Raw genomic sequence first — 21,254 nt, forward strand, 5'->3', positions numbered from 1 at the left:
CGACGGTCCGGTATCGCGTGTCGCGTGTCGGTCAGCGGTTGTCGACGGCCTCGGCCAGCTCGCGCAGGCGCGGCAGCGCGCGGTCCGTCAGCAGCTGCTCGCGGGTGTCGGCCGAGACGGCCATGCTGTCCTTCCAGAGGGAGCGACCCGCCATCGCGCCGCTGGCGCCGTTCGCCACGGCGGTGCGCACCTGCTCGATGAACGTCTCGTGATCCACACCGGCGGACAGGACGGCCCACGGCACGCCGTTCGCGGCGGCGGTCACGGCGGCACAGGCTTCGGCCGATCCGGGGTACTGCAGCTTGAGCACTTTGGCACCGCACTCGACGGAGATGCGGGCGGACTCGGCCACGAGGGACGGGAAGCGCTCCGCGTAGTCGACGGCCGATTCGCCCTCGAGCCGGTACGTGAGGATCTCGACGATCAGCAGCAGACCCTCGGCCGAGCACGCCTTCACCAGTTCGGCGATCTCCTGGCCGACCCGCGAGTCCGCCGTCTGACGGTCGGGGCGCATGTACCACAACATCTTCGCGACATCGCCGCCCAGATCGCGCACCACGCGCGGGGTGACGCCGTCGACGAAGCGGGTGAACTTCAGGCCGTCCACGGTCTCGAATCCCGAGGCGTCCATCCCGACCACGAGCGCGGTGTCCCGCGACAACGTGCCTTCGTCGACGACGCGGGGGAGCGCCACCTCCGGGTCGAGCAGGATGGCGGGAGCGTGGTTGCCGAGGTACTTCACGAGATCGCCCTTGGCATCGGCGAGTTGATCCTTCGAGATGGAGTCCGGACCGTCCGGGGCGTCGTTCATGACGGCCTTCATGCCGTTGCGCTGGTCGCCGGCCACGATCAGCATGTTGCCGTTCGCAGTGGAGATGGCGGCCATGCCGCGTCGTTCCAGTGTGGTGAGGTCGTTCATGTCGGAGCTCCTGTCGGTGGTGCGAGGTGGGGTTCGGTCGCTCGAGTCGAGCAGTCTGGAGGCGAACAGGGCTGCGCCGTAGGCGGTGTCCTGTGTTCGGCCGGAGGTGGTGATGTCGGGCAGGACGGCGGCGCGGGCGTCGCGGACGCAGGCCATGCTCGCCCAGCCACCGGTGAGGATGCTGCGCCGTGCGGGCGGGACCTCACGGTCGAGCGCGGCGACCAGCAGGGCCACCTCGTCGTTCCCGTGGAGCAGCACGGCGCGGAAGAGTTCGGCGGCGTCCACCCCGTCGGTCCGGATGGTCAGTGCGAGCACACCGTCGTCGTTGCGTGCACCGGAGACGGTGACACCACCCTCGGCGACGGATCCCGCGGACGGCAGTGCCTGCACGCGCTGGTCCAGCCCGTCCCGCCCGGCGCGATCGGTGATGTCGCACAACTGCAGTGCGCGGCGCATGAGCAGTCCCGACTTCACACCGGCCACCAGCACGTACTTGCCGGGCACGACGTGGCGGACCGAGTTGATCAGGTGCTCGGCCAGTCGCGCGCGACTGGCCGCGGACGGTGGCGTGTCCAGGACGCGCAACAACACCTCCGCGGTACCCATCGAGACGAGGTAGGTGTCGTCGGCGATGTCGCCGCCGGACACCGTGGACACGAGGTGGTCGTGGCCCGCGACCGTGAGGGCGGCCCCGCGTACGAGCTCGGGAAGCCATGGCGCCGAGGCGAATCCGAGTGCGGTGCCGGCAGCGACGAGCGGCGGGAGGAAGGTGTCGTCGACACCGAGGTGCGCCAGCATGTCCCGCCAGGGGGCGCCGGTGTCCTGGTCGAGCAGCCCCGTTCGCGACGCCAGCGAGTACTCGCTGACAGCCCGTCCGCCGAGAGCGGCGACGACGAACGCGGGCAGATCCAGCCATCGGAGTCCGGTGAGGTCCAGTCCGCCGGACTGCAGATGCAGGATCTTCGCGACCGAGACCTGCACCCCGAGAGGGATTCCCGTGGTCGCTGCGAACGCGGCCCGCAGCGGCTCGGGCAGGGCGGCGACCTGCTCCCCGCCGCGCGGGTCGAACCACGCGAACGACGGCGCCACGACCTCCAGCCCTGCGTCGACGAGGAAGCCCGTCTCGCCCATGCCCGAGACGGCGACGGCATCGAGCCGGGCGTTCGGATCACCGGTGACGTCCGGCAGTCGGCGCGCGACGATCTCCACCAGGTGACGCACGGTGTCGAGGAGATCGTCCGCCGCCATGTCGGTGGTACCGCCGGCCCCGTGCGTCCAGGGAGTGGCGAGTTGCTCGATCAGGACCTCGGAACCCGAGGAGTCGCTGACGAGGATCTTGATTCCGGTGCTGCCGAGGTCGAGACCGGCGACGAGGGACATGCTCACGGGCGGTACCGCTTTCCAGCGCTGGGGGACTGTCGATTCGGGGGAGCGAGATGCGAGCTGCGCTCGACGAGAGTCGTGTCGGCGAGGCCGGCCACGGCGTCGAGGGTGGGATCGTCGAAGCGCAGCAGCAGACGGTCGAACGCCGCGGCTCCGATCTCGTACGGGTTCTGGTCGATGCAGGTGACGGGCGGATCGACGGCGTCGGCGAGAGCGAAGCTGCCGAACGACACCATGGCCACGTCCGTGCGGTGGATCTCGTGCAGGACCGACACGACGGCACTGGCGTGGCGGGCGTTGGAGACGAACAGCGCCGTGGGGGGTTCAGGGAGGGCGAGCAGGTCGAGCACCACCGGGCGCACCGCGTCCGGTGACGGCGCCACTTCGGGAATGCCGTCGCCCGGGGCGCTGAGACCGTGCTCGGTGAGGACGTCGACGTACGCGTCGCGTCGACGTTGCGCCGTCTGCAGTCGCGCATCGTGACCGACGAGGGCGATCCGCCGGTGCCCCGCGTCGACCAGCACCCGGACGGCGCGTCGAGCCGCCGAGTAGTCGTCGACGGTGACGGAGTCGAAACCCGGGATCGAGCGGTCGACGGTCACCACCGGCAGGGTGTGGCGGCGCGGGGTGAGGAACGACGAGTGATCGCCGACGGGGGCGAGCACGATGCCGCGCACGTGTTGACCGGCGAGGCGGGTGAGTTGCGACAGTTCGCGCTCGGGATCGAACCCGGTGCTGCCGACCATGACTCCCATGCCGCGATCGAGCGCACGCTCCTCGATCGCGCGTACCAGGGAGGCGAAGAAGATGTCGTCGATGGAGTCGACCACGATGCCGATGGTGGTGCCGGATCCGGACTTCAGTGATCGTGCGGCGGAGTTGGGAACGTAGTTCAGTTCCGCCACCGCCGCTTCGACGCGCTCGCGCAGCTCGGGGAGCACCGTGTCGACACCGTTGACCACGCGCGAGACAGTCTTGAAGCTGACGCCTGCCAGTGCGGCGACGTCCTTGATGCTGGCGCGGTGGGTCACGGGAGAACTCTCGATCGAGGGTGGGTGACGGTCCGGCATTGCTGCGAGACAACGTTGTCTTCTATGATCGTCATCGTGCACACCTCCTGTCAAGAGATCGCGTGGAACAGCGGCCCGCACGTGGTGATCGCCGGGGTCGCCGGCAGTGGCAAGTCGACCCTCGGAGCAGCGGTCGCCCGTGATCTCGCAGCGCCGTTGCTCGACCTCGACACCCTGACGGCGCCGCTGCTCGACGTGCTGAGTCCGCTGCTGGGCAGTGGACACTGGAACGACTCCGGCGACGCGGCGCCCCTGATCCGTGCCGGTCGATATGCCGTGATGCGTTCCGTCGCAGGAGAACTGACGTCGGTGGGCGCGAGGTCCGTGATGGTCGCGCCGTTCACCCGCGAACTGCAGGGTGGTGACGAGTGGGCGGCTCTTCTCGAGTCCGTGGCCCCTGCGCCGGTGGTCGTCGTCCATGTCGACGGCAGCGAGGCGTTGCTCGCCCGGCGCCGCGCGGACCGCGGTCTGGACCGGGATCGCCACCGCGCCGACACGCCGCACTCGAGCCCCACGGTCCCGCATCTGCGCGTCGACGCGTCTCTCACCACCGCGCAGCAACTGTTCCGTGTCCGCCGGGCGCTGGGACTGGTGTCCCCGCCCGCGAACCGGGGTGGTGTCGTCGGGCGGACGTTCGACGCGATGCTGTTCGACCTCGACGGCACTCTCGTCGACTCCACGGCGGCCGTCGCGCGGTGCTGGGCCGAGGTCGGCGCGGAGTACGGATTCGCGGTCGCGGACATTGCGCACGGAATGACGGCGGCGGAGTCGATGGCGCTGCTTCTCGGCGACGTGGAGGGGCCGGCAGCGGCGCTGCGGCTCGGTGATCTGGAGACCCGCGACGTGGCCGACGTGGTCCCCACTCCCGGTGCGCTGGAGTTGTTCTCGGCACTGCCCGCCTCGCGGGTGGCGATCGTGACGTCGGGTGCACCCCCCGTGGCGCACGCCCGTCTCGCAGCGGCGGGTCTGGCCGCACCCACCGCGATGGTGACCTCTGCGGACGTGGCACACGGCAAGCCGGACCCGGAGCCCTATCTCCTCGCGGCGCGCACGCTCGGGATCGATCCGAGCCGCTGCCTGGTCGTCGAGGACGCGCCCGCCGGAGTGCGATCGGCACGGGCCGCGGGCTGCACGGTGATCGGTGTGGGAGGCACGCACGACCGAGCCGACCTGGACGCGGACCTGCAGGTCGACACCCTGGATCAGCTGACGGTCACCCTCGCCGAGGGAGGCGTCACCGTGTCACTGCGGTGACGCGGCGCCGTCGGGGAGCGTGCACGATTCCCTCTCGATCAGCTCGACTCCGAGCACGTTGCGGCGGCGGTAACGCCGGCGCGGGTTCTCGATGCGTCCGAGAATGCGATCGATCGCTTGGAGCCCGAGTTCGGCTGGGTTCTGGTCGATCACGGTGACGGGCGGGCACAGAGCGTCGGCCAGCGGGAAGTCGCCGAAGCCGACGTACGCGGGGCGCGTCGCTCCGCGCTTCTGCAGTTCGGGCACGCACGCCATCGCGGTGCGGGCGTTGGACAGGAACAGCGCCGTGGGCGGCGCGGAGGAGTCGAGCAGTGTGCGCATCGCCTCCCGTGCCTGATCGCGGCCGAGGACTCCGGTGACGACCAACGTGTCGTCGTACTCGATCCCGTTGCTCTCCAGCGCATCTCGATACCCGGAGAGGCGGTTGAACGCGGTGCTGATGGAGATGTCGTCGCCGACCAGAGCGATGCGCCGGTGGCCCCGATCGAGAAGATGGGTGGTGGCCGTCCAGGCACCGCCGTGATCGTCGTCGACGAACGTGTCGGCGGTGAGCCCGGAGGGCGCGCGGTCCACGAACACGGTGGGGGTGCGCTCGGCCCACCGCTTGAGATAGGCGTGGTCGGTACCGATGGGCGCGATCACCAGGCCGCTGAGTTGTCTGCGCAAGAGCGATTCCACCAGTGAGCTCTCGAGGGACGCGTCGTGACCGAGGCTGGTCATGATGACGGCCATGTCGTGCAGCCGGGCTCGGTTCTCCACCGCACGCGCGATCGACGCGAAGAAGGGATCGTCGATGTCCGGAACGGCGACCCCGATGGCACCGGTGTGGCCGGCGCGGAACGACGTCGCGATGGTGTTGGGAACGTAGTTCAACGATTCGAGCGCCGCGTTGACCCGAGCGCGAGTCTCGGGATCGACGTGCGGATCGTCGTTGTAGACACGGGACACCGTCTTCGCGCTGACGTTGGCCAGTGTCGCGACATCCTGCATCGTGGTCATCGGGCCACCTTCTTCGTACGTGCCGGGACAGTATGACGGGTCAGCGGCTGGTGTACCCGCCGTCGACCGGAAGAGACACCCCGGTGATCATCGAGGCGTCGTCGCTGAGCAGGAACGCGATGGGGGCCGCGATCTCGGCCTCGGTGGCCCACCGACCGAGCGGCATCTGCGACAGGAACGGGCCCTCGATCTCCGGGCGCCCCCAGTAGAAGGCGGACATCTCCGTCATGACGACGGTGGGATTGACGCTGTTGACCCGGATGCCGTGCTTCCCGAGTTCCAGTGCCGCGACGCGAGTGATGTTGTCCAGAGCCGCTTTCGAGGATCCGTACGAGATGTGTCCGGGGAGCGCTGCGAGCGATGCCTGGCTCGAGACGTTGACGATGGCCCCGGCTCCGGCGGCGATCATCGCGGGAGCCGCGTACTTGATGACGAGGAGGCTGCCGCGCGCGTTGATGGAGATGACCTTGTCGAAGATGTCGATGTCGGTGTCCTGGGGGGTGGCGATCTCGCCGCCGAAGCCGCCGCAGTTGACCACGCCGTAGAGCTCGAGGCCCGACAGGGCCTCACGGATGCTGTCCTCCGACGTGAGGTCGAACGGCAGCGGACGTGCGCCGGTCTCCTCCTGCAGAGCAGCGAGCGCGGCCTCGTTCCGTCCGGACGCGATGACGTCGGCGCCGTCGGCGACGAGGCACCGCACTGTGGCGGCGCCGATACCGCCGCTGGCCCCGGTGACGAGGATCGTGCGGCCCCTGAACTTCGACGGGGAACTCTGCGACATGTCGGTTCTGCCTTCTGGGGAGTCGTGGGTGTGGCGGTGGTGCGATGTCATCGATGTCATGTCCTCCGTTGCGGTGGTCCATGACATCGATGACACGGACCGTACGTCACCGTGTGTAATTCTGCGCCCGATTGCCGAAAAACATCGCTGAACTGCACTGATCCTTCTCTTGGGAGTGTCCTCCACGAATCGGGGACGCTCGACCGATCGGTGCCCATGTCACCGGTGACATGAATTTTCGCGAAACGCGTGACACGGTGAGTTGCGTGGGTCACACTGATCCGCATCGCGATGCGGCTCGGGCCGCACGACGACCCGCCCCCACGAAGGTCGGGTCGATCGAGTTCCGCGATTCGACGAGGGACGGACATGTACGCAGCTTCGAACGACGCCGGCACGCCGGACGGCCGCGAGGACCGTCGGCGCTACGCGCCGGCCGATCTCACCGAGATGGTGAGCCACCTGGCGTCCGTGCTGCGCGACGGATCCGGCGGTCGCCGGCTGCTGGGTGTCACCGGTGCACCGGGCGCGGGCAAGTCGACTCTCTGCGCACTGCTTCAGGCGGAACTCGGTACCGACTCCACGCTGGTGGGGATGGACGCGTTCCACCTCGCCGACGAGGAGCTGATCCGGCTCGGGCGCCGTGGACGCAAGGGTGCGCCCGACACCTTCGACGTCGACGGATACGTCGCGCTCCTGCGCCGCCTGCGGAACCAGACGGCGGAGACGATCTACGCACCGCGGTTCGAGCGGTCGATCGAGGCCGCGATCGCCGGCGCCGTCCCCGTGCAGCGCGACACCGCGATGGTGATCACCGAGGGCAATTACCTCCTGCTCGACGACGGCGGGTGGGGCGCGGTGCGCTCGGAACTCGACGAGGTCTGGTACCTCGACGTTCCGACGACGGTGCGCGCGGAACGACTCGTGGCCCGACACCGACACCACGGCAAGTCGCGTGCGGACGCCGAGCAGTGGACCCGCGACGTCGACCTCCGCAACGCGGAGATCGTGGCCGCGGCGGCCCGCCGCGCCGACCTGATCATCGAGGTGCCGAACGACCCGCTTCTCGCACCCGCTCACGACACCGACTCATCACGCGACACCGACTCATCCGAGGAGCTCTCATGAGCAACCACCCCGACGGCGCCACGCCCGTCCTCGAGGCACGCGGGCTCTCCCGCAGCTTCGGGAACGTGCGCGCGCTCGACGACGCCGATTTCGACATCTACGCGGGCGAGGTGGTCGCACTCATCGGCGACAACGGCGCCGGCAAGTCGACGATGGTCAAGGCGCTGTCCGGCAGCCTGGCGCTGGACTCCGGCGAGATCCTCTACGACGGCGTGACCGTCGACCTGGACAACCCCACCGCAGCAGCAGATCTGGGCATCGAGACGGTGTTCCAGGACCTGGCGCTCGCTCCGCACCTCAACGCGGCCCAGAACATGTTCCTGGGGCGCGAGATTCCCGCGGCGGGCCTGCTGGGCAAGCTCGGCTTCCTGAACACGGCCGAGATGCGCACGCAGTCGCGTGCGGCGCTCGACGAACTGGGGGCCACCGTCCGCAGCCTCACCGATCCGGTCGGAGCCATGTCCGGTGGCCAGCAGCAGGCCATCGCCATCGCCCGCGCCGTGGCCTGGGCCAAGGGTGTGGTGTTCCTCGACGAACCCACCGCCGCACTCGGCGTGGTCCAGACCCGCAACGTGCTCGACACCATTCGTCGAGTGGCCGACAAGGGCGTCGCCGTGGTGTTCATCAGCCACTCGATGCCGCACGTCATGGAGGTCGCCGACCGCGTCCAGGTATTGCGCCTGGGCAAGCGCGTCGCGACGCTCGATGCCAAGAACACGACCATGGAAGCACTCGTCGGCGCGATGACCGGCGCGACGGTGGGAGCCGCGAGATGAGCAATCAGACCTTGCCGAAGTCAGCGGGATCCTCGGCCCCCGAACCGTCGTCGAACGGCAGCTCGTTCGATCTGCGGAGCAGCCTCGCCGGCCTCGCCCGTGTCCAGGTGTTCCAGATCGTCATCGTGCTGCTGGCGATCAGCATCCTGTTCTCGATTCTCGCGCCGAACAGTTTCCCCGAGTGGGGCAACATCCGGCAGATCATCCAGAACGTCTCGATCCTCGCCGTCCTCGGCATCGGGATGACGTTCGTCATCGTCACCAGCGGTATCGATCTCTCCATCGGCTCTGTCCTCGTCTTCTCCGGCGTCGTCGCCGCGAAGGTGATGCGGGCCGTCGGCGGCGAGGGCTGGAGTGTGGCCGTCATCGGTATCCTCGTGGCCGTCGCCTGCGGGCTGGCGTGGGGGCTGCTCAACGGGTTCCTCATCGGTATCGCGAAGGTGCCTCCGTTGATCGCGACGCTGGGTACGCTCGGCGGCGCACTGGGTCTCGCCCAGGTCATCACCGGTGGTGTCGACATCCGCGACGTGCCGCCGGTGCTGGTCGACACGATCGGCTACGGCAACGTGCCCGCGACCACCATCCCGCTCATCTCCTTCATCGCCCTGGTGTTCGTCATCGTGTTCGGTATCGTGCTGCACCGCACAAGGTTCGGCCTGCACACCTTCGCTGTCGGGTCCAAGGAGCAGTCCGCCCGGCGCGTCGGCATCAAGGTCGACCTGCACCTGATCAAGGTCTACGCGCTGTCCGGCACGCTCGCCGGTCTCGCGGGCATCCTGTCGCTCTCGCAGTACGGCACCACGGCCATCGCCGGCCAGTCGCAGACCAACCTCAACGTCATCGCCGCGGTCGTCATCGGCGGCACCAGCCTCTTCGGCGGTGTGGGCACCATGTTCGGCACCGTCATCGGACTCTTCATTCCCGCCGTGCTCCAGAACGGCTTCGTCATCGTCGGTGTGCAGCCCTTCTGGCAGCAGGTCGCCGTCGGTGCCGTGCTCATCGCCGCCGTGTACTTCGATCAACGCCGCCGAGCCGCCGCCACCCGCGGGGCGTCGACGTCCTCACTGAAACGACTGTGGGCTCGAAACCCCTGACGTACCACCGTCGCTCGGCCTCATCGCACACTCCCCTCACCACGCTCGGCCTACCGGAAAGATCACTCACCCATGCGTACATCCCGGACCGTCGCCGCCGCTGCGCTGGCAGCCGCGTCACTCTCCACCTTCGTGCTCGCCGGCTGTTCGTCCGACTCGGGCGGCGGTGAGAAGAAGCTCGCGTTCATCCAGGGCGTCAGCGGCGACGAGTTCTACATCAGCATGCAGTGCGGCATCCAGGACGCCGCTCAGGCCGCCGGTTACGCGGTCGACGTCCAGGGTCCCGCCAAGTTCGACCCGACCCTGCAGAAGCCGATCGTCGATTCGGTCGTCGCCTCTCGTCCCGCCGCGATTCTCATCGCCCCCACCGACGTGTCCGCGATGCAGGCACCGCTCGACGCCGCCGCGCAGGCCGGAATCAAGGTCGTCCTCGTCGACACGACGCTCGAGGATCCGTCGAAGGCCGTGTCGGCCATCTCGTCGGACAACGAGGGCGGCGGCGCCGAGGCGTTCAACGCGATCGAGGGGTTGAACCCGAACGGCGGCAAGGTCATCGTCATCTCCACCGACCCCGGCGTCTCCATCACCGACGCCCGCGTCAAGGGATTCGAGGACGCGGCCGCGGGCAACTCGGCCTTCCAGTACCTCGGAGTGCAGTACAGCCACAACGATCCGGCCGAGGCCGCTCGTCTGATCTCCGCCGCCATCGCCAAGGATCCCGACATCGTCGGTGTCTTCGCCACCAACACCTTCGCCGCGGAGGGCACCGCGACCGGCGTCCGCCAGACCGGGAAGCAGGAGCAGGTCAAGATCGTCGGCTTCGACGCCGGCCCCGCCCAGGTGAAGCAGCTCCGCGAGGGAACGGTCCAGGCGCTCATCGCCCAGCAGCCGGCCACCATCGGCACCGACGGCGTCGAGCAGGCCGTCGCCTCGCTCGAGGACAAGCCCACCGAGAAGGACATCTCCACCGGATTCCACGTCATCACCGCGGACACGATCGACGGCGACGGCGCGCAGTACGTGTACAAGTCGGCCTGCTGACCGGCCGTCCCCAGCTGCGGTGGCGCTCTTCTGTCTCACCGGCTCGATCCCGGTGAACGGGAGCGCCACCGCGTTCCACGTCGTACCACTCGAAAGGCACCGCTGCCGTGACCATCTCGATCCAGGACGCCCTCACCGCACCGCCTGCGGGCGTGACGGTTCCGCGTCATCGAGTGGACGGCTCGACCCTGGTGTGCGGCATCGTCCACATCGGTGTCGGCGCCTTCCATCGAGCGCACGAGGCGATGTACGTCGACCGGTTGCTCGCCGCGGGGCACCTCGGCTGGGCGATCTGCGGTGTCGGTGTCATGCCCGCCGACGCGGCGGCGCGTGACACCGCCGCTGCCCAGGACCAGCTCTACACCCTCAGCACGGTGCATCCGGACGGCGCGAAGGACACCCGCATCGTGGGGTCCATCGCCCGCTACCTCTACGCGCCGGACGACCCGGATCTCGTCGTCGCGACGCTCGCGGCACCCACCACGCACATCGTCTCGCTCACCATCACCGAGTCGGGCTACGGCATCGACGACGCGACCGGTGCCTTCGATCCCCGGGACGACGCCACGCGCCACGACCTGATGTCTCTCGACGCGCCGGTCAGCGTCCTCGGGTTCCTCACGGTGGCACTCCGCCGTCGCCGCGACGAGGGCACCGCGCCGTTCACCGTCATGTCGTGCGACAACATCGTCGGAAACGGTGCCGTGGCCCGTGCCGCGCTGGTGTCGTTCGCCCGTCACCACGACGGCGCGCTCGCCGACTGGATCGACGACTCCGTCGCGTTCCCGAACTCCATGGTGGACCGGATCACCCCTGCGACGTCGCCGGCCGTGATCGACTCGGTGCGCCGCCGGACGGGCATCGACGACGCCTGGCCGGTGCGGTCCGAATCGTTCGCGCAGTGGGCTCTCGAGGACGACTTCTCCGACGGGCGGCCACCGTTCGAGGACGTGGGCGTCCAGGTGGTCACGGACGTCGTGCCGTTCGAGCGGATGAAGCTCCGACTCCTCAACGCCTCCCATCAGATGCTCGGGTACCTCGGTGTGCTGGCCGGGAAGACGTTCGTGCACGAGGTGATGGCCGACCCCGACCTCGGGGCCTTCGTGGCCTCGTACATGCGCCACGAGGCGGCGCCCACCGTGGGACTCGTTCCCGGCGTGGACCTCGACACGTACATCGACGATCTGCTCGCACGCTTCGGCAGCCCGGCCGTGCAGGACACGGTGGCGCGTCAGGTGGTCGACGCGACGTCGCGCATCCCGAAGTTCGTCCTGCCCGTCGTGCGGGACAGACTGCGCGACGACCGGTCGATCGATCACGCGGCCCTGATGCTCGCGGCGTGGTGCGCATGCATCGAAGGGGGAGTGGCGTTGCCCGACCGGGCGGCGGATCAGCTCCGCGCACTGGCGCGGGCCGACCACGACAGCCCCGGTGCGTTCCTGGCCCAACCCGACGTCTTCGGGGACCTGACGACGAGCGTGCGACTGCGCGTGGCGTACCAGCGCGCGAAGCGTCGGCTGCAGGACGACGGACCGATCGGGACGGTCCGGCTGCTCGTGGCATCACCGGTATGACGCCGGGATTCGGCTGTTCCGACGGCGAGTGTCTCTCATACTGGAGACATGGCCATCGATCCTCGTGGAAGAGACCTGAAGCGTTTCCTGGAAGACGATCCCGGGGGACCGGTGGTGATGCTCAACCTCCTCCGCTTCGCGGAGGGTGGTCGGGACTCGTACGCGGACTACGCGCGGGAGCTCGACGAGACCTTCCTCCCCCGCCACGGGGGCGAGGTCCTGTTCGCGGGCGACGGCTCGACAACGCTCGTCGCGGAGACCGGACAGAGCTGGGACGCGGTGCTTCTCGTCCGCTATCCCTCGCGAACGGCATTCAGCGAGATGGTGGCCGATCCGGAGTATCAGAAGGTGACGGAGCTCCGCACGACTGCGCTGCAGGAAGCGGTTCTGCAGGCCACTGTCCCCTGGCCCTGACCCCGACATGACGGAAGGCCCTGTACCGGCATCCCGGTGCAGGGCCTTCCTTCGTGTCTCAACCACGAGTCGGGGTGGCGGGATTCGAACCCACGACCTCTTCGTCCCGAACGAAGCGCGCTACCAAGCTGCGCCACACCCCGTGGCCGTTCACTCCCCGTCAGGGCAGCTCTGCAACTCTATCGCACCATGGCTTCGGAACGCGAAACGCCCTGTTCGGGTGAGGTCCTGGGCGGACGCTTCGCCGGAACGAGGGTGATCAGGGTGGCCTCGGGACGGCAGCAGAAGCGGTACGGCGCATACGGCGACGTCCCGAGTCCGGCCGAGACGTGCAGTCGGGTGTGGGCACCCCAGCGCGAGGGTCCCTTGACGCGAGAGCGGTCGAGCTCGCAGTTGGTCACCAGTGCGCCGTAGAACGGGAGGCACAGTTGGCCGCCGTGGGTGTGTCCCGCGAGCACCAGGTCGTATCCGTCCGCCGCGAAGCGATCGAGCACGCGCGGTTCGGGAGAGTGGGTGATGCCGATGCTCACGTCGGCGATGGAGTTCGGCGCGCCGGCGATGGTGTCGTAGCGATCACGCTTCAGGTGCGGATCGTCCACCCCGGCCGTCGCGATCCGGACGCCGGACACCTCGAGCTCGCGGCGGACGTGGGTGACGTCCATCCACCCGCGCTCGGTGAAGGCCGCCCGCAGGTCCTGCCACGGCAGCGGGTTCCCGAACACCTTCTTGTGATTCTTCGAGAAGTACTTCAGGGGGTTCTTGGGCACGGGCGCGAAGTAGTCGTTCGAGCCGAACACGAACAGCCCTGGCCGACCGAGGAGCGACCCGAGCGACTGCACCACGGCCGGCACCGACCGCTGGTGGGACAGGTTGTCGCCGGTGTTCACGACGAGATCGGGTTCGAGCCGATCGAGCTCACGCACCCAGTTCTGCTTGAGTTTCTGGTCCGGCATCATGTGCAGGTCGCTGATGTGCAGGACACGCAGCGTCGACGACCCCGGGGCGAGCACCGGCATGGTGGTCTCCCGCAGCGCGAAGGCGTTCCGCTCGATGGCCGTGGCGTAGGTCAACCCCACCGCCGCCGATCCCGCGGCGAGAGCCGCGATCCCTCCGGGAGTGGCGAGAGAACGCGCGGCCGACTGCAGACTCGGAAGCGAGTGCGCCGAGCGACGGGGGAACGCTGATGTACCGGACACCTCGTCGACAGTACCGTTTCCGACATGGCCGAGAACTGTGACATGGAAAAGCGCCTGCGGGCGGATCTGACGACATCGATGAAGGCGAAGGACAAGCTCCGGACGGCGACGCTGCGAATGCTGCTGTCGGCGGTACAGACCGAGAAGGTGTCGGGCAAGGAAGCGCACGAGCTCACCGACGAGGACGTGCTGCGCGTGCTGGCCAAGGAATCGAAGAAGCGCGGCGAGTCCGCCGAGATCTACACCCAGAACGGGCGCGGTGAACTCGCCGCCACCGAGCGTGCCGAGGCGCAGATCATCGACGAGTACCTGCCGACGCCGCTGACCGACGCCGAACTGGCCGACGTCGCCGACACGGCCATCGCGCAGGTGGCCGAGGAACTCGGTGAGCGCCCGGCGATGCGACAGATGGGACAGGTCATGAAGGCCGCCACGGCGATCGCCGCCGGCAAGGCCGACGGCTCCCGCATCTCGGCCGCGGTCAAGGCTCGGCTGTAGGGCACTCGCCGCCGCACGGCACTGCCGCAGCTAGCGCGGCGGTGCCGTCAGCCCGGGGATCGCCGGCAGGGTGACCCCGGGCGGCAACGCCGGGAGCTGGATCCCCGGCGCGGGTGCCGCCGGTGCCGCCCGGACGGACCCGTCGCTGATGTAGATCGTGACCGTCGATCCCGGAATGGCGGAACCCGAGGGTGACGTGCTGACCACGGTGCCCCGACCCTCCGACGACGCGGTGGTCGCCACCTGCACTCGGAACCCTGCGGCCTGCAACTGCGAGGTCGCGGAGTTCTGCGTCAGGCCCGTGACGTCGGGAACCTGGCCGTTGGCCGATCCGCGCACGTACTTCTGGTCGACGGCCGGGAGTCCGACGTCGCCGAAGTTCGTGGCCACCGGATCCATCGCGTCGTACCAGGTCCGTGCAGGCTCGTTACCGCCGAACAGGTTGCCCGAACCACACGGGCGCAAGGGGAACGAGCAGATCTCGCTGGGAGTCGGGGAATCGCCGTAGGTGTAGGCGGCGGCCGCGTACCGGTTCGTGAATCCGAGGAATCCCGAGGACCGGTGCGATTCCGTGGTGCCGGTCTTGCCGGACATCGGCAACGACCAGCCCACCGAGCTCGCGGCGGACGCCGACGTGCCGCCGGGCTGATCGTCCTTGCTCATCGCGTTGGCCAGTGTGTTCGCCAGTCCCGGCTCCACGACCTGCTCGCACGCCTGCTGCGTGACGGGGATCTGCTTGCCGCTGCGATCGAAGACGCTGTCGATCGGGTTGGGCGGGCACCACTTGCCGCCGGACGCGAGGGTCGCGGCCACGTTGGACAGTTCCAGCGGATTGACGTAGGTCGGTCCGAGCGTGAAGGAGCCGAGATTCGCCTCCTTCTGGTAGTCGGCGAGGCTCTGGTCGGTGCCCTGGCCGGCTGTGCCGGGCAGCGTGTACGAGCGCAGGCCCAGGCGGACGGCCATGTCGACCGTCGGGGTGACGCCGACCGACTCGATCAGCTTCACGAAGGCGGTGTTGGGTGACTGTGCCAGCGCATCGGTCACCGAGAGTGACTGCGGGTAGTTGCCGGCGTTGGTCACGCAGTACGTCGAGGGAGGGCACCCGCGCGCACCGCCGTCGCCGAGTCCCTTGACCTCGACGCGGTTGGGCACCTGCAGGACCGCGGACGTGCCGAGGCCCTTCTCCATCGCGGCGGCGGTGGTGAAGATCTTGAAGATCGACCCGGCACCGCTGCCCACCAGGGAGTACGGCTGCGGCTGGACGGTCTCGTTGGCGTCGCCGTTGAGGCCGTAGCGCCGTGACGACCCCATTGCGAGGATGCGGTGCGAGTCCTGCCCCGGCGCGATGACGTTCATGACCGTCGCGACACCGTCGAGATCCGGGCTGCTGTTCCCGGACAGGGCGGCGCTCGTGGAGGACTGCACGGCCGGGTCGAGAGTGGTCTTGATCAGATAACCGCCCTTGTCCACCTGGTCCTTGCTGATGCCGGCGTCGGCCAGGTACTGCAGCGCGTAGTCACAGAAGAAGCCACGATCACCGGCGGCGATGCAGCCGCGCGGCAACTGGTTGGGCTCCGGCAGCACGCCCAGCGGCTCGGCCTTGGCGGCCTCGATCTCCGCCGCGCGGTCCGGGATGTTCTGGATCATCGTGTCGAGAACGGTGTTCCGTCGCGCCATCACGCCGTCGTAGTTGGTGTACGGGTTGAGGGCGGAGCTGGACTGCACCATGCCCGCGAGCATCGCCGCCTGCGTCAGGCTCAGCTGGCTCGCGTCGATGCCGAAGTACGTCTGTGCCGCGTCCTGGATGCCGTAGGACGAGTTACCGAACGGCACCAGGTTGAGGTAGCGCGTGAGGATCTCGTCCTTGGTCAGCTGCTTGTCCAGCGTCAGCGCCATGCGGATCTCGCGGATCTTGCGCGCGGGAGTGGTCTCGATGGCGGCGCGGCGTTCGGCGTCCGTCTTGGCGACGACGAGCAGTTGGTAGTTCTTCACGTACTGCTGATCGAGGGTGGACGCGCCCTGCTCCACCTGTCCGCTGGTGGTGTTGGTCAGGAAGGCGCGCACCGTGCCCTGCCAGTCGACGCCCTCGTGCTCGGCGAACCGGCGGTCCTCGATGGAGACGATGGCGAGCTTCATCTCGTTGGAGATGCGGTCGCTCGGCACCTCGAAGCGTCGTTGCTCGTAGAGCCACGCGATGGGGTTGCCCGCGGAGTCCACCATCGTGGACACGGCGGGCACCGTTCCCTCGACGAGTTCCGCGGAGACGTTGTCCACGGTGTCGGCGGCGCGGTTGGACGCGAATCCGAACCCGCCGGCGAGCGGGAACATGACTCCGGCGAGCAGCGCGCCGGCCAGGGCGGAGCACCCGGCGAGTTTGGCGACAGTCTTGGCGATCGGCACGAACAACAGAGTACGTGGCTCCTCCGGGACACAGCCCGTACCGGACATGTGGACGGCTGACCTGCTCCGATGTGACCGATCGCACGGGCGTACCAGAAAAGTGATCCCCCACCTTGCTTCCCGCGCGGCCTTTCCCCTACATTGATGGACACGATGTGATTCAGATAACAATCACATCAGTTAGTGGGGTGCTCCTCAGTTCGCTGTGCAGCGTGAGCTGCGGCGGCGGGTGGGACGCCCGGAACGCCAGGGAAACGGTGTTCGCCGACGGTAAGGGGTCAACGAATGCACACAGGAACGCCGAATGCAGCGCTCGACATCGGGGAAGCCGAAGCGCGCATCGCATGGGTATCGCAGGCGCGATGCCGGGGAGTGGATCCCGATCAACTGTTCGTCCGCGGCGCCGCGCAGCGCAAGGCCGCAACAATCTGCCGTCACTGCCCCGTGCTCATGCAGTGCGGAGCGGACGCCCTCGACAACCGTGTCGAGTTCGGCGTCTGGGGCGGCATGACAGAGCGTCAGCGCCGGGCCCTGATCAAGCAGCACCCCGAGGTGGACTCCTGGGCCGAGTTCTTCGAGACCCAGCGTCACCACCAGTCGGCCGTCTGACCCACGCCGCCGCCGGGCGACCGGCCACGGTTCCTGTGATCTCCCACCGCGATGTCCGATTCGCGGTGGGAGATCTCTCGTCGCACCGCATGAACTCTTCGTGAACGCCCGACGACGCGTCGGGACCCGTCCGGGGCGCGGGGTGTCTGTCACGCCCGCCCGTGTCGATCGACCACACGCGACAGCGCGGACGAATCGGACCTCCATCGAGTCTGTGTGCGTCACAACGGAATCGGTCGTATCGGAAGAAGCGTGACGCAGGGTCGCTCGGCTGCCGCGCCCGCGCGGGAAGGCTTTCCGCGCTCTGACCTGCGCCGTCGCCGACGCGGACCGTGGGGGCGCCCGCTCGCCTGCCGCCGCGCCGGTCGTGCCCGGCACCGAATCGGACCCGGCGTTCGGTGCCCCGGCCGCGCCCGGTCCGTGTGTCGGCCCGTCCCTCGCGGTTCGCTTTCCGTTGTCTCGCACGTCGATTGACACCGTCTCACCGTGACCGTTGAATCCTGCTCGGCACTCGCCGCTTGACGTATCCGACGATCAGCGCGGATTCGCTCCCACTGCGAAAAGGACTCGACGGGCATGAAGATGAACAAGATCGCGGTTGTCGCCGCGATGACGATCGTGTCGCTGGGCACCGCCTCCGCGACCGCGTACGCCGATCCGGCACCCGCCGCTGCTCCCGAGGTGCACTGGAACGCCGTGGCCGCGGGCACCGGGCTGCTCGTGACCACCGACTCGGGAACCCTGAGCAACGAGAACAACCACCTGGTCATCCGCGACGACTCGGGTGTCGTCGTCGATTCGGTGCCGCTGGCTCTCGCCGTCGACGGACTGGCGCATCCCGTGTCCGCTCAGGTCGAGGGCAACACCGCGACCCTCGCGGTCGACGCCACTGCGCCCGCCGCGCCGGTCTACGACATTCCGGGCCTGAACCAGGTGGACCTGCCCGCCGCGGTCGCCGGCGTCAAGGACAACCTGTCGCTCACCGCCACGGTCGGTGGATTCCTCGGTGCCGCAACCGGTCTCGTCGGCGGCTGCCTCCTCGGTGCGGCCGCGGCCGGCGTCGTCTCCGCTCCCGTCGCGCTCCTCTTCGGTGCGGGCCCGATCGCCGGATGCATCGGTGGCGCCCTGCTGCTCGGCGCCGGTGGATCGCTCGCCGGTACCGCCATCGGTGGTCTCGGTTCCGCCGTGGCCAATGCGCAGCAGTTCGTCACGCTGCTCGAGGCGCCGCCCGCAGTGAAGAAGTAGTCACACCGATGCGAGTACTTCTGGTCGGTCTCGCCGTCCTCTGCTCGCTCGTTCTCGGCGGCGGGGCTCAGGCCTCCGCCGCCGAGCGCGTGGAGCTGGGCGGGGGTTCCGGGCTGGTCCTGACGCAGGACGGACGAGAGACCCTGTGCAGTCTCACCGTGATCGGTGCGGACACCGCCGGGCGCACCATCGGGCTCACCGCAGGTCACTGCGGGCGGGTCGGCGACACCGTGGCGAGCGAGAGCGATTCCGCCGCAGGAGATGTGGGCTCCGTTGTCGCGGTTCTGCCCGCGTACGACACGGCGATCATTGAGTTCGACGCGGAGCGGGTGGCCCCGGTGGCCTCCGTCGGCAGCACCACCATCACGGCTGTCGGGGATCCCGCACGGCTGGCCGAGACCGTGTGCAAGCAGGGTCGTACGACCGGTGCGACGTGTGGAGTCTCCTACGGTGACATCCTGAACTCCCAGCAGGTGTTCGCCCAGGTGTGCGTGAACGCCGGTGACTCCGGTGCGCCGGTGGTGCGGGGAACGTCCGTGGTCGGCATGGTGAACGCCTACCTCGTGGCACCCTGCATCGGCCCCGCCGTCGTCACCGACCTGGTGTCGATCCTGCGTGCGATCGACGAGAGCGGCGGCCCCGGCGCGGGCCTGCGGCTCACCGCCTGAGCGCAGAGGCTCAGGCGGTGCCGGTCAGCTGATCGGCGACGGCACGCAGTGCGTCGAGATCGGACACCTCGAACGGCAGCGAGGGCACCCCCACGACGGGAACACGGGGGTGAGCGGCGGTGAAACGACGCAGCAGTCCGATCTCGCGCTTCGCGGTGACGGCCCGATGCGCGTGCACGCGAAGCACTCCCGCGGCCAGAGCGGCATCGGGGGTGCCTTCGGCGTCCAACTGGTCGGCGGCCGTGACGGCGTGGTCGGACGGCAGCGAACTCAGCGTCGGGTGCGTGCGGTTGAGCACCAGTCCGGCCAACGGCATGCCGTCCTCGGACAGGCGGGTGACGAAGAAGGATGCCTCCCGCAGCGCGTCGGGCTCCGCGGCCGCGACGACGACGAAATGGGTTCCGTCCTGACGCAGCAGGTCGTACGTGTGGCGCGCACGTTCGCGGAAGCCACCGAACATCGAGTCCAGCGACTGCACGAAAGCGGAAGCGTCGGAGAGCATTTGGCTGCCGACGATGGACGAGACGCCGCGCATCGCGAGACCCACGGCGCCGGTGACCACTCGGCCCAGCCCGCGACCCGGGGCCATCAGCAGCTTGATCATGCGACCGTCGAGGAACGACCCCAGACGCTGTGGGGCGTCGAGGAAGTCCAGCGCGTTGCGCGACGGCGGCGTGTCCACGACCACGAGATCCCAGTCACCGCTGGCGGCGAGCTGCCCCAGCTTCTCCATCGCCATGTACTCCTGCGTCCCCGAGAAGGACGACGCCACAGTCTGATAGAAGGAATTGTTCAGGATCTGCCGGGCCTTCTCCGGCGTCGAGTGCTCCATCACCATCTCGTCGAACGTCCGACGCATGTTGAGCATCATCGCGTGCAGTTCGCCGGTGGCGCCGGGCCCGAGGGCGACCGGCTGCGGAGTGTTGTCCAGCTCGTCGACGCCGAGAGCCTGGGCCAGGCGCCGTGCGGGATCGATCGTCAGCACGACTACCCGGCGCCCGTTCTCGGCTGCCCGCAACGCCATCGACGCCGCGGTGGTTGTCTTGCCGACACCGCCGGAGCCGCAGCACACGACGATCCGCGACGACGGATCGGTCAGGATGGACCCGATGTCGAGAGTGGGAACGGTGCTCATCGCACTCCCTGTTCCGTGAGGTGGTGGGCGAGCTCGTACAGTCCGCCGAGGTCCATGCCGTCGGCCAGAGCCGGGAGCGTCAGGCGCGGCACCGCGAGGTCACCGAGACGCTGTTCGCTCTCGCGCTGGGCCGCGAGCCTCGACGCGTGCTCGATGGACTCGGTCAGCAGGCCGGCGAAGTCGTCCTCCGACAGCGTGATTCCGGCATCGGCGAGTTTCTTCTCGATCGCGGCGGCGTCGAGGTTCCCGGAGGCCGCCTCGGCGAGCGCCTCCGCCGGAAGGAACGACTCCTCGGTGCGGTTGACGACCACGGTGCCCAGTCGGAGATCGGCCGCTGCGAGTTCCGCAGCAGCATCGGCGGTCTCCTGCACCGGCAGCGCCTCGAGCAGCGTCACCAGGTGCACCAGTGTTTGCTCGGAGTGGAGCAGCTTCACCACACCCTCGCTCTGCGATCGCACCGGGCCGGTCTTGGCGAGGTCGCGCATCGCCGTCGTCACGTCCAGGAAGCTCCCGATCCGCCCCGTCGGCGGCGAGTCGACGACGATCTCGTCGTAGAGCAGGCGACCGTTCTTCTCGGTGCGGACCGCACGCTCCTTCACCTTGCCGGTGAGGAGCACGTCGCGCAGACCGGGGGCGATGGTGGTGGCGAACTCGATGGCTCCCACCCGCCGCATCGCCCGGCCGGCGAAGCCGAGGTTGTAGAACATGTCGAGGTACTCGAGGAACGCGGTCTCGATGTCGATTGCCAGCGCGTACACCTCACCACCGCCGTCGGCAGAGGCCACCTTGGTGTCCACCGGGCTCAGCGGGGGGACGTCGAAGAGCTGGGCGATGCCCTGGCGTCCCTCGACCTCGACCAGCAGAACCTTGCGCCCACCTGCGGCGAGGGCCAGGGCGAGCGCGGCGGCGACGGTGCTCTTGCCCGTCCCACCCTTGCCCGAGACGAAGTGCAGTCGAGCGCGGTCCGCTTCGGGCGGCCATCCTCGCTCCGCCTGGGGGGACGATCCGGTGGGGTGCGACGTCGCACCTGCTGTCTCCGACACGTCCTCGACCTTACTGACCCGGTGCGC

19 protein-coding genes and 1 tRNA gene are annotated in these 21,254 nt (G+C 68.8%); 11 read left to right on the top strand and 9 right to left on the bottom strand.

Annotation, left to right across the window (positions count from 1 at the left end; all coding sequences use genetic code 11):
- Positions 1-31: 31 nt before the first annotated feature.
- Positions 32-2,299 carry an FGGY family carbohydrate kinase gene (locus QRN16_RS12220; protein WP_285187564.1) on the bottom strand — a complete coding sequence of 756 codons (2,268 nt, stop codon included), beginning with the start codon at positions 2,297-2,299 and terminating at the stop codon, positions 32-34.
- Positions 2,300-2,301: 2 nt separating this feature from the next.
- Positions 2,302-3,333 (bottom strand): LacI family DNA-binding transcriptional regulator, encoded by a 1,032-nt coding sequence (locus QRN16_RS12225; protein WP_051613560.1) that lies wholly within the window; start codon positions 3,331-3,333, stop codon positions 2,302-2,304.
- A 75-nt stretch (positions 3,334-3,408) separates the two neighbouring features.
- Here QRN16_RS12225 and QRN16_RS12230 point away from each other — a divergent pair, with 75 nt between their 5' ends.
- The gene (locus QRN16_RS12230; RefSeq protein ID WP_285187053.1) at positions 3,409-4,626 is read left to right on the top strand and encodes an HAD-IA family hydrolase; all 1,218 of its coding nucleotides are present in this window, start codon (positions 3,409-3,411) and stop codon (positions 4,624-4,626) included.
- Here the strand turns inward: QRN16_RS12230 and QRN16_RS12235 are convergent.
- Both QRN16_RS12235 and QRN16_RS12240 read right to left on the bottom strand, forming a co-directional pair.
- Positions 4,615-5,625: a LacI family DNA-binding transcriptional regulator gene (locus QRN16_RS12235; RefSeq protein WP_027506670.1), complete on the bottom strand. Its 1,011-nt coding sequence runs from the start codon at positions 5,623-5,625 to the stop codon at positions 4,615-4,617. The two genes, QRN16_RS12230 and QRN16_RS12235, sit on opposite strands and share 12 nt — an antisense overlap.
- Before the next feature lie 40 nt (positions 5,626-5,665).
- Complete coding sequence (locus QRN16_RS12240; RefSeq protein WP_285187058.1) at positions 5,666-6,406, bottom strand: SDR family oxidoreductase; 741 nt, start codon at positions 6,404-6,406, stop codon at positions 5,666-5,668.
- Positions 6,407-6,775: 369 nt separating this feature from the next.
- On the opposite strand from QRN16_RS12240, the gene QRN16_RS12245 reads away from it, so the two are divergent.
- The 6 genes from QRN16_RS12245 (at position 6,776) to QRN16_RS12270 (ending at position 12,433) form a co-directional block, all read left to right on the top strand.
- Positions 6,776-7,534, top strand: coding sequence for a nucleoside/nucleotide kinase family protein (locus QRN16_RS12245; protein WP_285187060.1), 759 nt, complete (start codon positions 6,776-6,778; stop codon positions 7,532-7,534).
- Positions 7,531-8,310: an ATP-binding cassette domain-containing protein gene (locus tag QRN16_RS12250; RefSeq protein ID WP_027506672.1), complete on the top strand. Its 780-nt coding sequence runs from the start codon at positions 7,531-7,533 to the stop codon at positions 8,308-8,310. The genes QRN16_RS12245 and QRN16_RS12250 overlap by 4 nt, the downstream gene beginning before the upstream one ends.
- Entirely contained in the window at positions 8,307-9,404 is a 1,098-nt protein-coding gene (locus QRN16_RS12255) for an ABC transporter permease (RefSeq protein ID WP_027506673.1), read from the top strand. Before QRN16_RS12250 ends, QRN16_RS12255 begins: the two co-directional genes overlap by 4 nt.
- A gap of 72 nt (positions 9,405-9,476) precedes the next feature.
- Entirely contained in the window at positions 9,477-10,445 is a 969-nt protein-coding gene (locus QRN16_RS12260) for an ABC transporter substrate-binding protein (protein ID WP_285187062.1), read from the top strand.
- A 107-nt stretch (positions 10,446-10,552) separates the two neighbouring features.
- Entirely contained in the window at positions 10,553-12,019 is a 1,467-nt protein-coding gene (locus QRN16_RS12265; RefSeq protein ID WP_285187064.1) for a mannitol dehydrogenase family protein, read from the top strand.
- 48 nt (positions 12,020-12,067) lie between these two features.
- Positions 12,068-12,433 carry a DUF1330 domain-containing protein gene (locus QRN16_RS12270; protein WP_056443341.1) on the top strand — a complete coding sequence of 122 codons (366 nt, stop codon included), beginning with the start codon at positions 12,068-12,070 and terminating at the stop codon, positions 12,431-12,433.
- Between the two features lie 69 nt (positions 12,434-12,502).
- On the opposite strand, the gene QRN16_RS12275 is transcribed toward QRN16_RS12270, so the two are convergent.
- Both QRN16_RS12275 and QRN16_RS12280 read right to left on the bottom strand, forming a co-directional pair.
- A tRNA-Pro gene (locus QRN16_RS12275) sits at positions 12,503-12,576 on the bottom strand.
- A 36-nt stretch (positions 12,577-12,612) separates the two neighbouring features.
- On the bottom strand, positions 12,613-13,578 hold the full coding sequence (locus QRN16_RS12280) for a metallophosphoesterase (protein WP_222650819.1): 966 nt from the start codon (positions 13,576-13,578) through the stop codon (positions 12,613-12,615).
- A gap of 75 nt (positions 13,579-13,653) precedes the next feature.
- On the opposite strand from QRN16_RS12280, the gene QRN16_RS12285 reads away from it, so the two are divergent.
- Positions 13,654-14,127, top strand: coding sequence for a GatB/YqeY domain-containing protein (locus QRN16_RS12285; protein WP_027506679.1), 474 nt, complete (start codon positions 13,654-13,656; stop codon positions 14,125-14,127).
- Between the two features lie 30 nt (positions 14,128-14,157).
- On the opposite strand, the gene QRN16_RS12290 is transcribed toward QRN16_RS12285, so the two are convergent.
- Positions 14,158-16,527, bottom strand: coding sequence for a penicillin-binding protein (locus QRN16_RS12290; protein ID WP_027506680.1), 2,370 nt, complete (start codon positions 16,525-16,527; stop codon positions 14,158-14,160).
- Positions 16,528-16,812: 285 nt separating this feature from the next.
- Here QRN16_RS12290 and QRN16_RS12295 point away from each other — a divergent pair, with 285 nt between their 5' ends.
- The 3 genes from QRN16_RS12295 to QRN16_RS12305 all read left to right on the top strand — a co-directional run bounded on the left by QRN16_RS12295 (position 16,813) and on the right by QRN16_RS12305 (position 19,049).
- Positions 16,813-17,136 carry a WhiB family transcriptional regulator gene (locus QRN16_RS12295; RefSeq protein WP_027506681.1) on the top strand — a complete coding sequence of 108 codons (324 nt, stop codon included), beginning with the start codon at positions 16,813-16,815 and terminating at the stop codon, positions 17,134-17,136.
- A 576-nt stretch (positions 17,137-17,712) separates the two neighbouring features.
- Positions 17,713-18,381 (top strand): DUF8020 domain-containing protein, encoded by a 669-nt coding sequence (locus tag QRN16_RS12300; protein WP_285187072.1) that lies wholly within the window; start codon positions 17,713-17,715, stop codon positions 18,379-18,381.
- Positions 18,382-18,389: 8 nt separating this feature from the next.
- Positions 18,390-19,049 carry a chymotrypsin family serine protease gene (locus tag QRN16_RS12305; protein WP_222647564.1) on the top strand — a complete coding sequence of 220 codons (660 nt, stop codon included), beginning with the start codon at positions 18,390-18,392 and terminating at the stop codon, positions 19,047-19,049.
- A gap of 10 nt (positions 19,050-19,059) precedes the next feature.
- Here the strand turns inward: QRN16_RS12305 and bagB are convergent, their stop codons facing one another.
- Positions 19,060-20,184 (bottom strand): ATPase BagB, encoded by a 1,125-nt coding sequence (bagB, locus tag QRN16_RS12310; RefSeq protein WP_285187074.1) that lies wholly within the window; start codon positions 20,182-20,184, stop codon positions 19,060-19,062.
- Positions 20,181-21,227, bottom strand: a complete 1,047-nt coding sequence (gene bagA / locus QRN16_RS12315) for an ATPase BagA (RefSeq protein WP_307109624.1) — start codon at positions 21,225-21,227, stop codon at positions 20,181-20,183. The genes bagB and bagA overlap by 4 nt, the downstream gene beginning before the upstream one ends.
- Positions 21,228-21,254 lie beyond the last annotated feature (27 nt).

Origin of the sequence: Rhodococcus sp. MEB041, assembly GCF_030208955.1 — a bacterium.
In the GTDB taxonomy this organism is placed as follows: Bacteria; Actinomycetota; Actinomycetes; order Mycobacteriales; family Mycobacteriaceae; genus Rhodococcoides.

What these genes read in the sequence shown, in the direction of transcription:
- QRN16_RS12260 (WP_285187062.1), top strand. Translation starts at nt 9,477, where the DNA reads ATGCGTACATCCCGGACCGTCGCCGCCGCTGCGCTGGCAGCCGCGTCA.
- QRN16_RS12270 (WP_056443341.1), top strand. Translation starts at nt 12,068, where the DNA reads ATGGCCATCGATCCTCGTGGAAGAGACCTGAAGCGTTTCCTGGAAGAC.
- bagB (WP_285187074.1), bottom strand. Translation starts at nt 20,184, where the DNA reads ATGAGCACCGTTCCCACTCTCGACATCGGGTCCATCCTGACCGATCCG.
- QRN16_RS12250 (WP_027506672.1), top strand. Translation starts at nt 7,531, where the DNA reads ATGAGCAACCACCCCGACGGCGCCACGCCCGTCCTCGAGGCACGCGGG.
- QRN16_RS12255 (WP_027506673.1), top strand. Translation starts at nt 8,307, where the DNA reads ATGAGCAATCAGACCTTGCCGAAGTCAGCGGGATCCTCGGCCCCCGAA.
- QRN16_RS12235 (WP_027506670.1), bottom strand. Translation starts at nt 5,625, where the DNA reads ATGACCACGATGCAGGATGTCGCGACACTGGCCAACGTCAGCGCGAAG.
- QRN16_RS12245 (WP_285187060.1), top strand. Translation starts at nt 6,776, where the DNA reads ATGTACGCAGCTTCGAACGACGCCGGCACGCCGGACGGCCGCGAGGAC.
- QRN16_RS12240 (WP_285187058.1), bottom strand. Translation starts at nt 6,406, where the DNA reads ATGTCGCAGAGTTCCCCGTCGAAGTTCAGGGGCCGCACGATCCTCGTC.
- QRN16_RS12295 (WP_027506681.1), top strand. Translation starts at nt 16,813, where the DNA reads ATGCACACAGGAACGCCGAATGCAGCGCTCGACATCGGGGAAGCCGAA.
- QRN16_RS12305 (WP_222647564.1), top strand. Translation starts at nt 18,390, where the DNA reads ATGCGAGTACTTCTGGTCGGTCTCGCCGTCCTCTGCTCGCTCGTTCTC.
- QRN16_RS12300 (WP_285187072.1), top strand. Translation starts at nt 17,713, where the DNA reads ATGAAGATGAACAAGATCGCGGTTGTCGCCGCGATGACGATCGTGTCG.
- QRN16_RS12220 (WP_285187564.1), bottom strand. Translation starts at nt 2,299, where the DNA reads ATGTCCCTCGTCGCCGGTCTCGACCTCGGCAGCACCGGAATCAAGATC.
- QRN16_RS12285 (WP_027506679.1), top strand. Translation starts at nt 13,654, where the DNA reads ATGGCCGAGAACTGTGACATGGAAAAGCGCCTGCGGGCGGATCTGACG.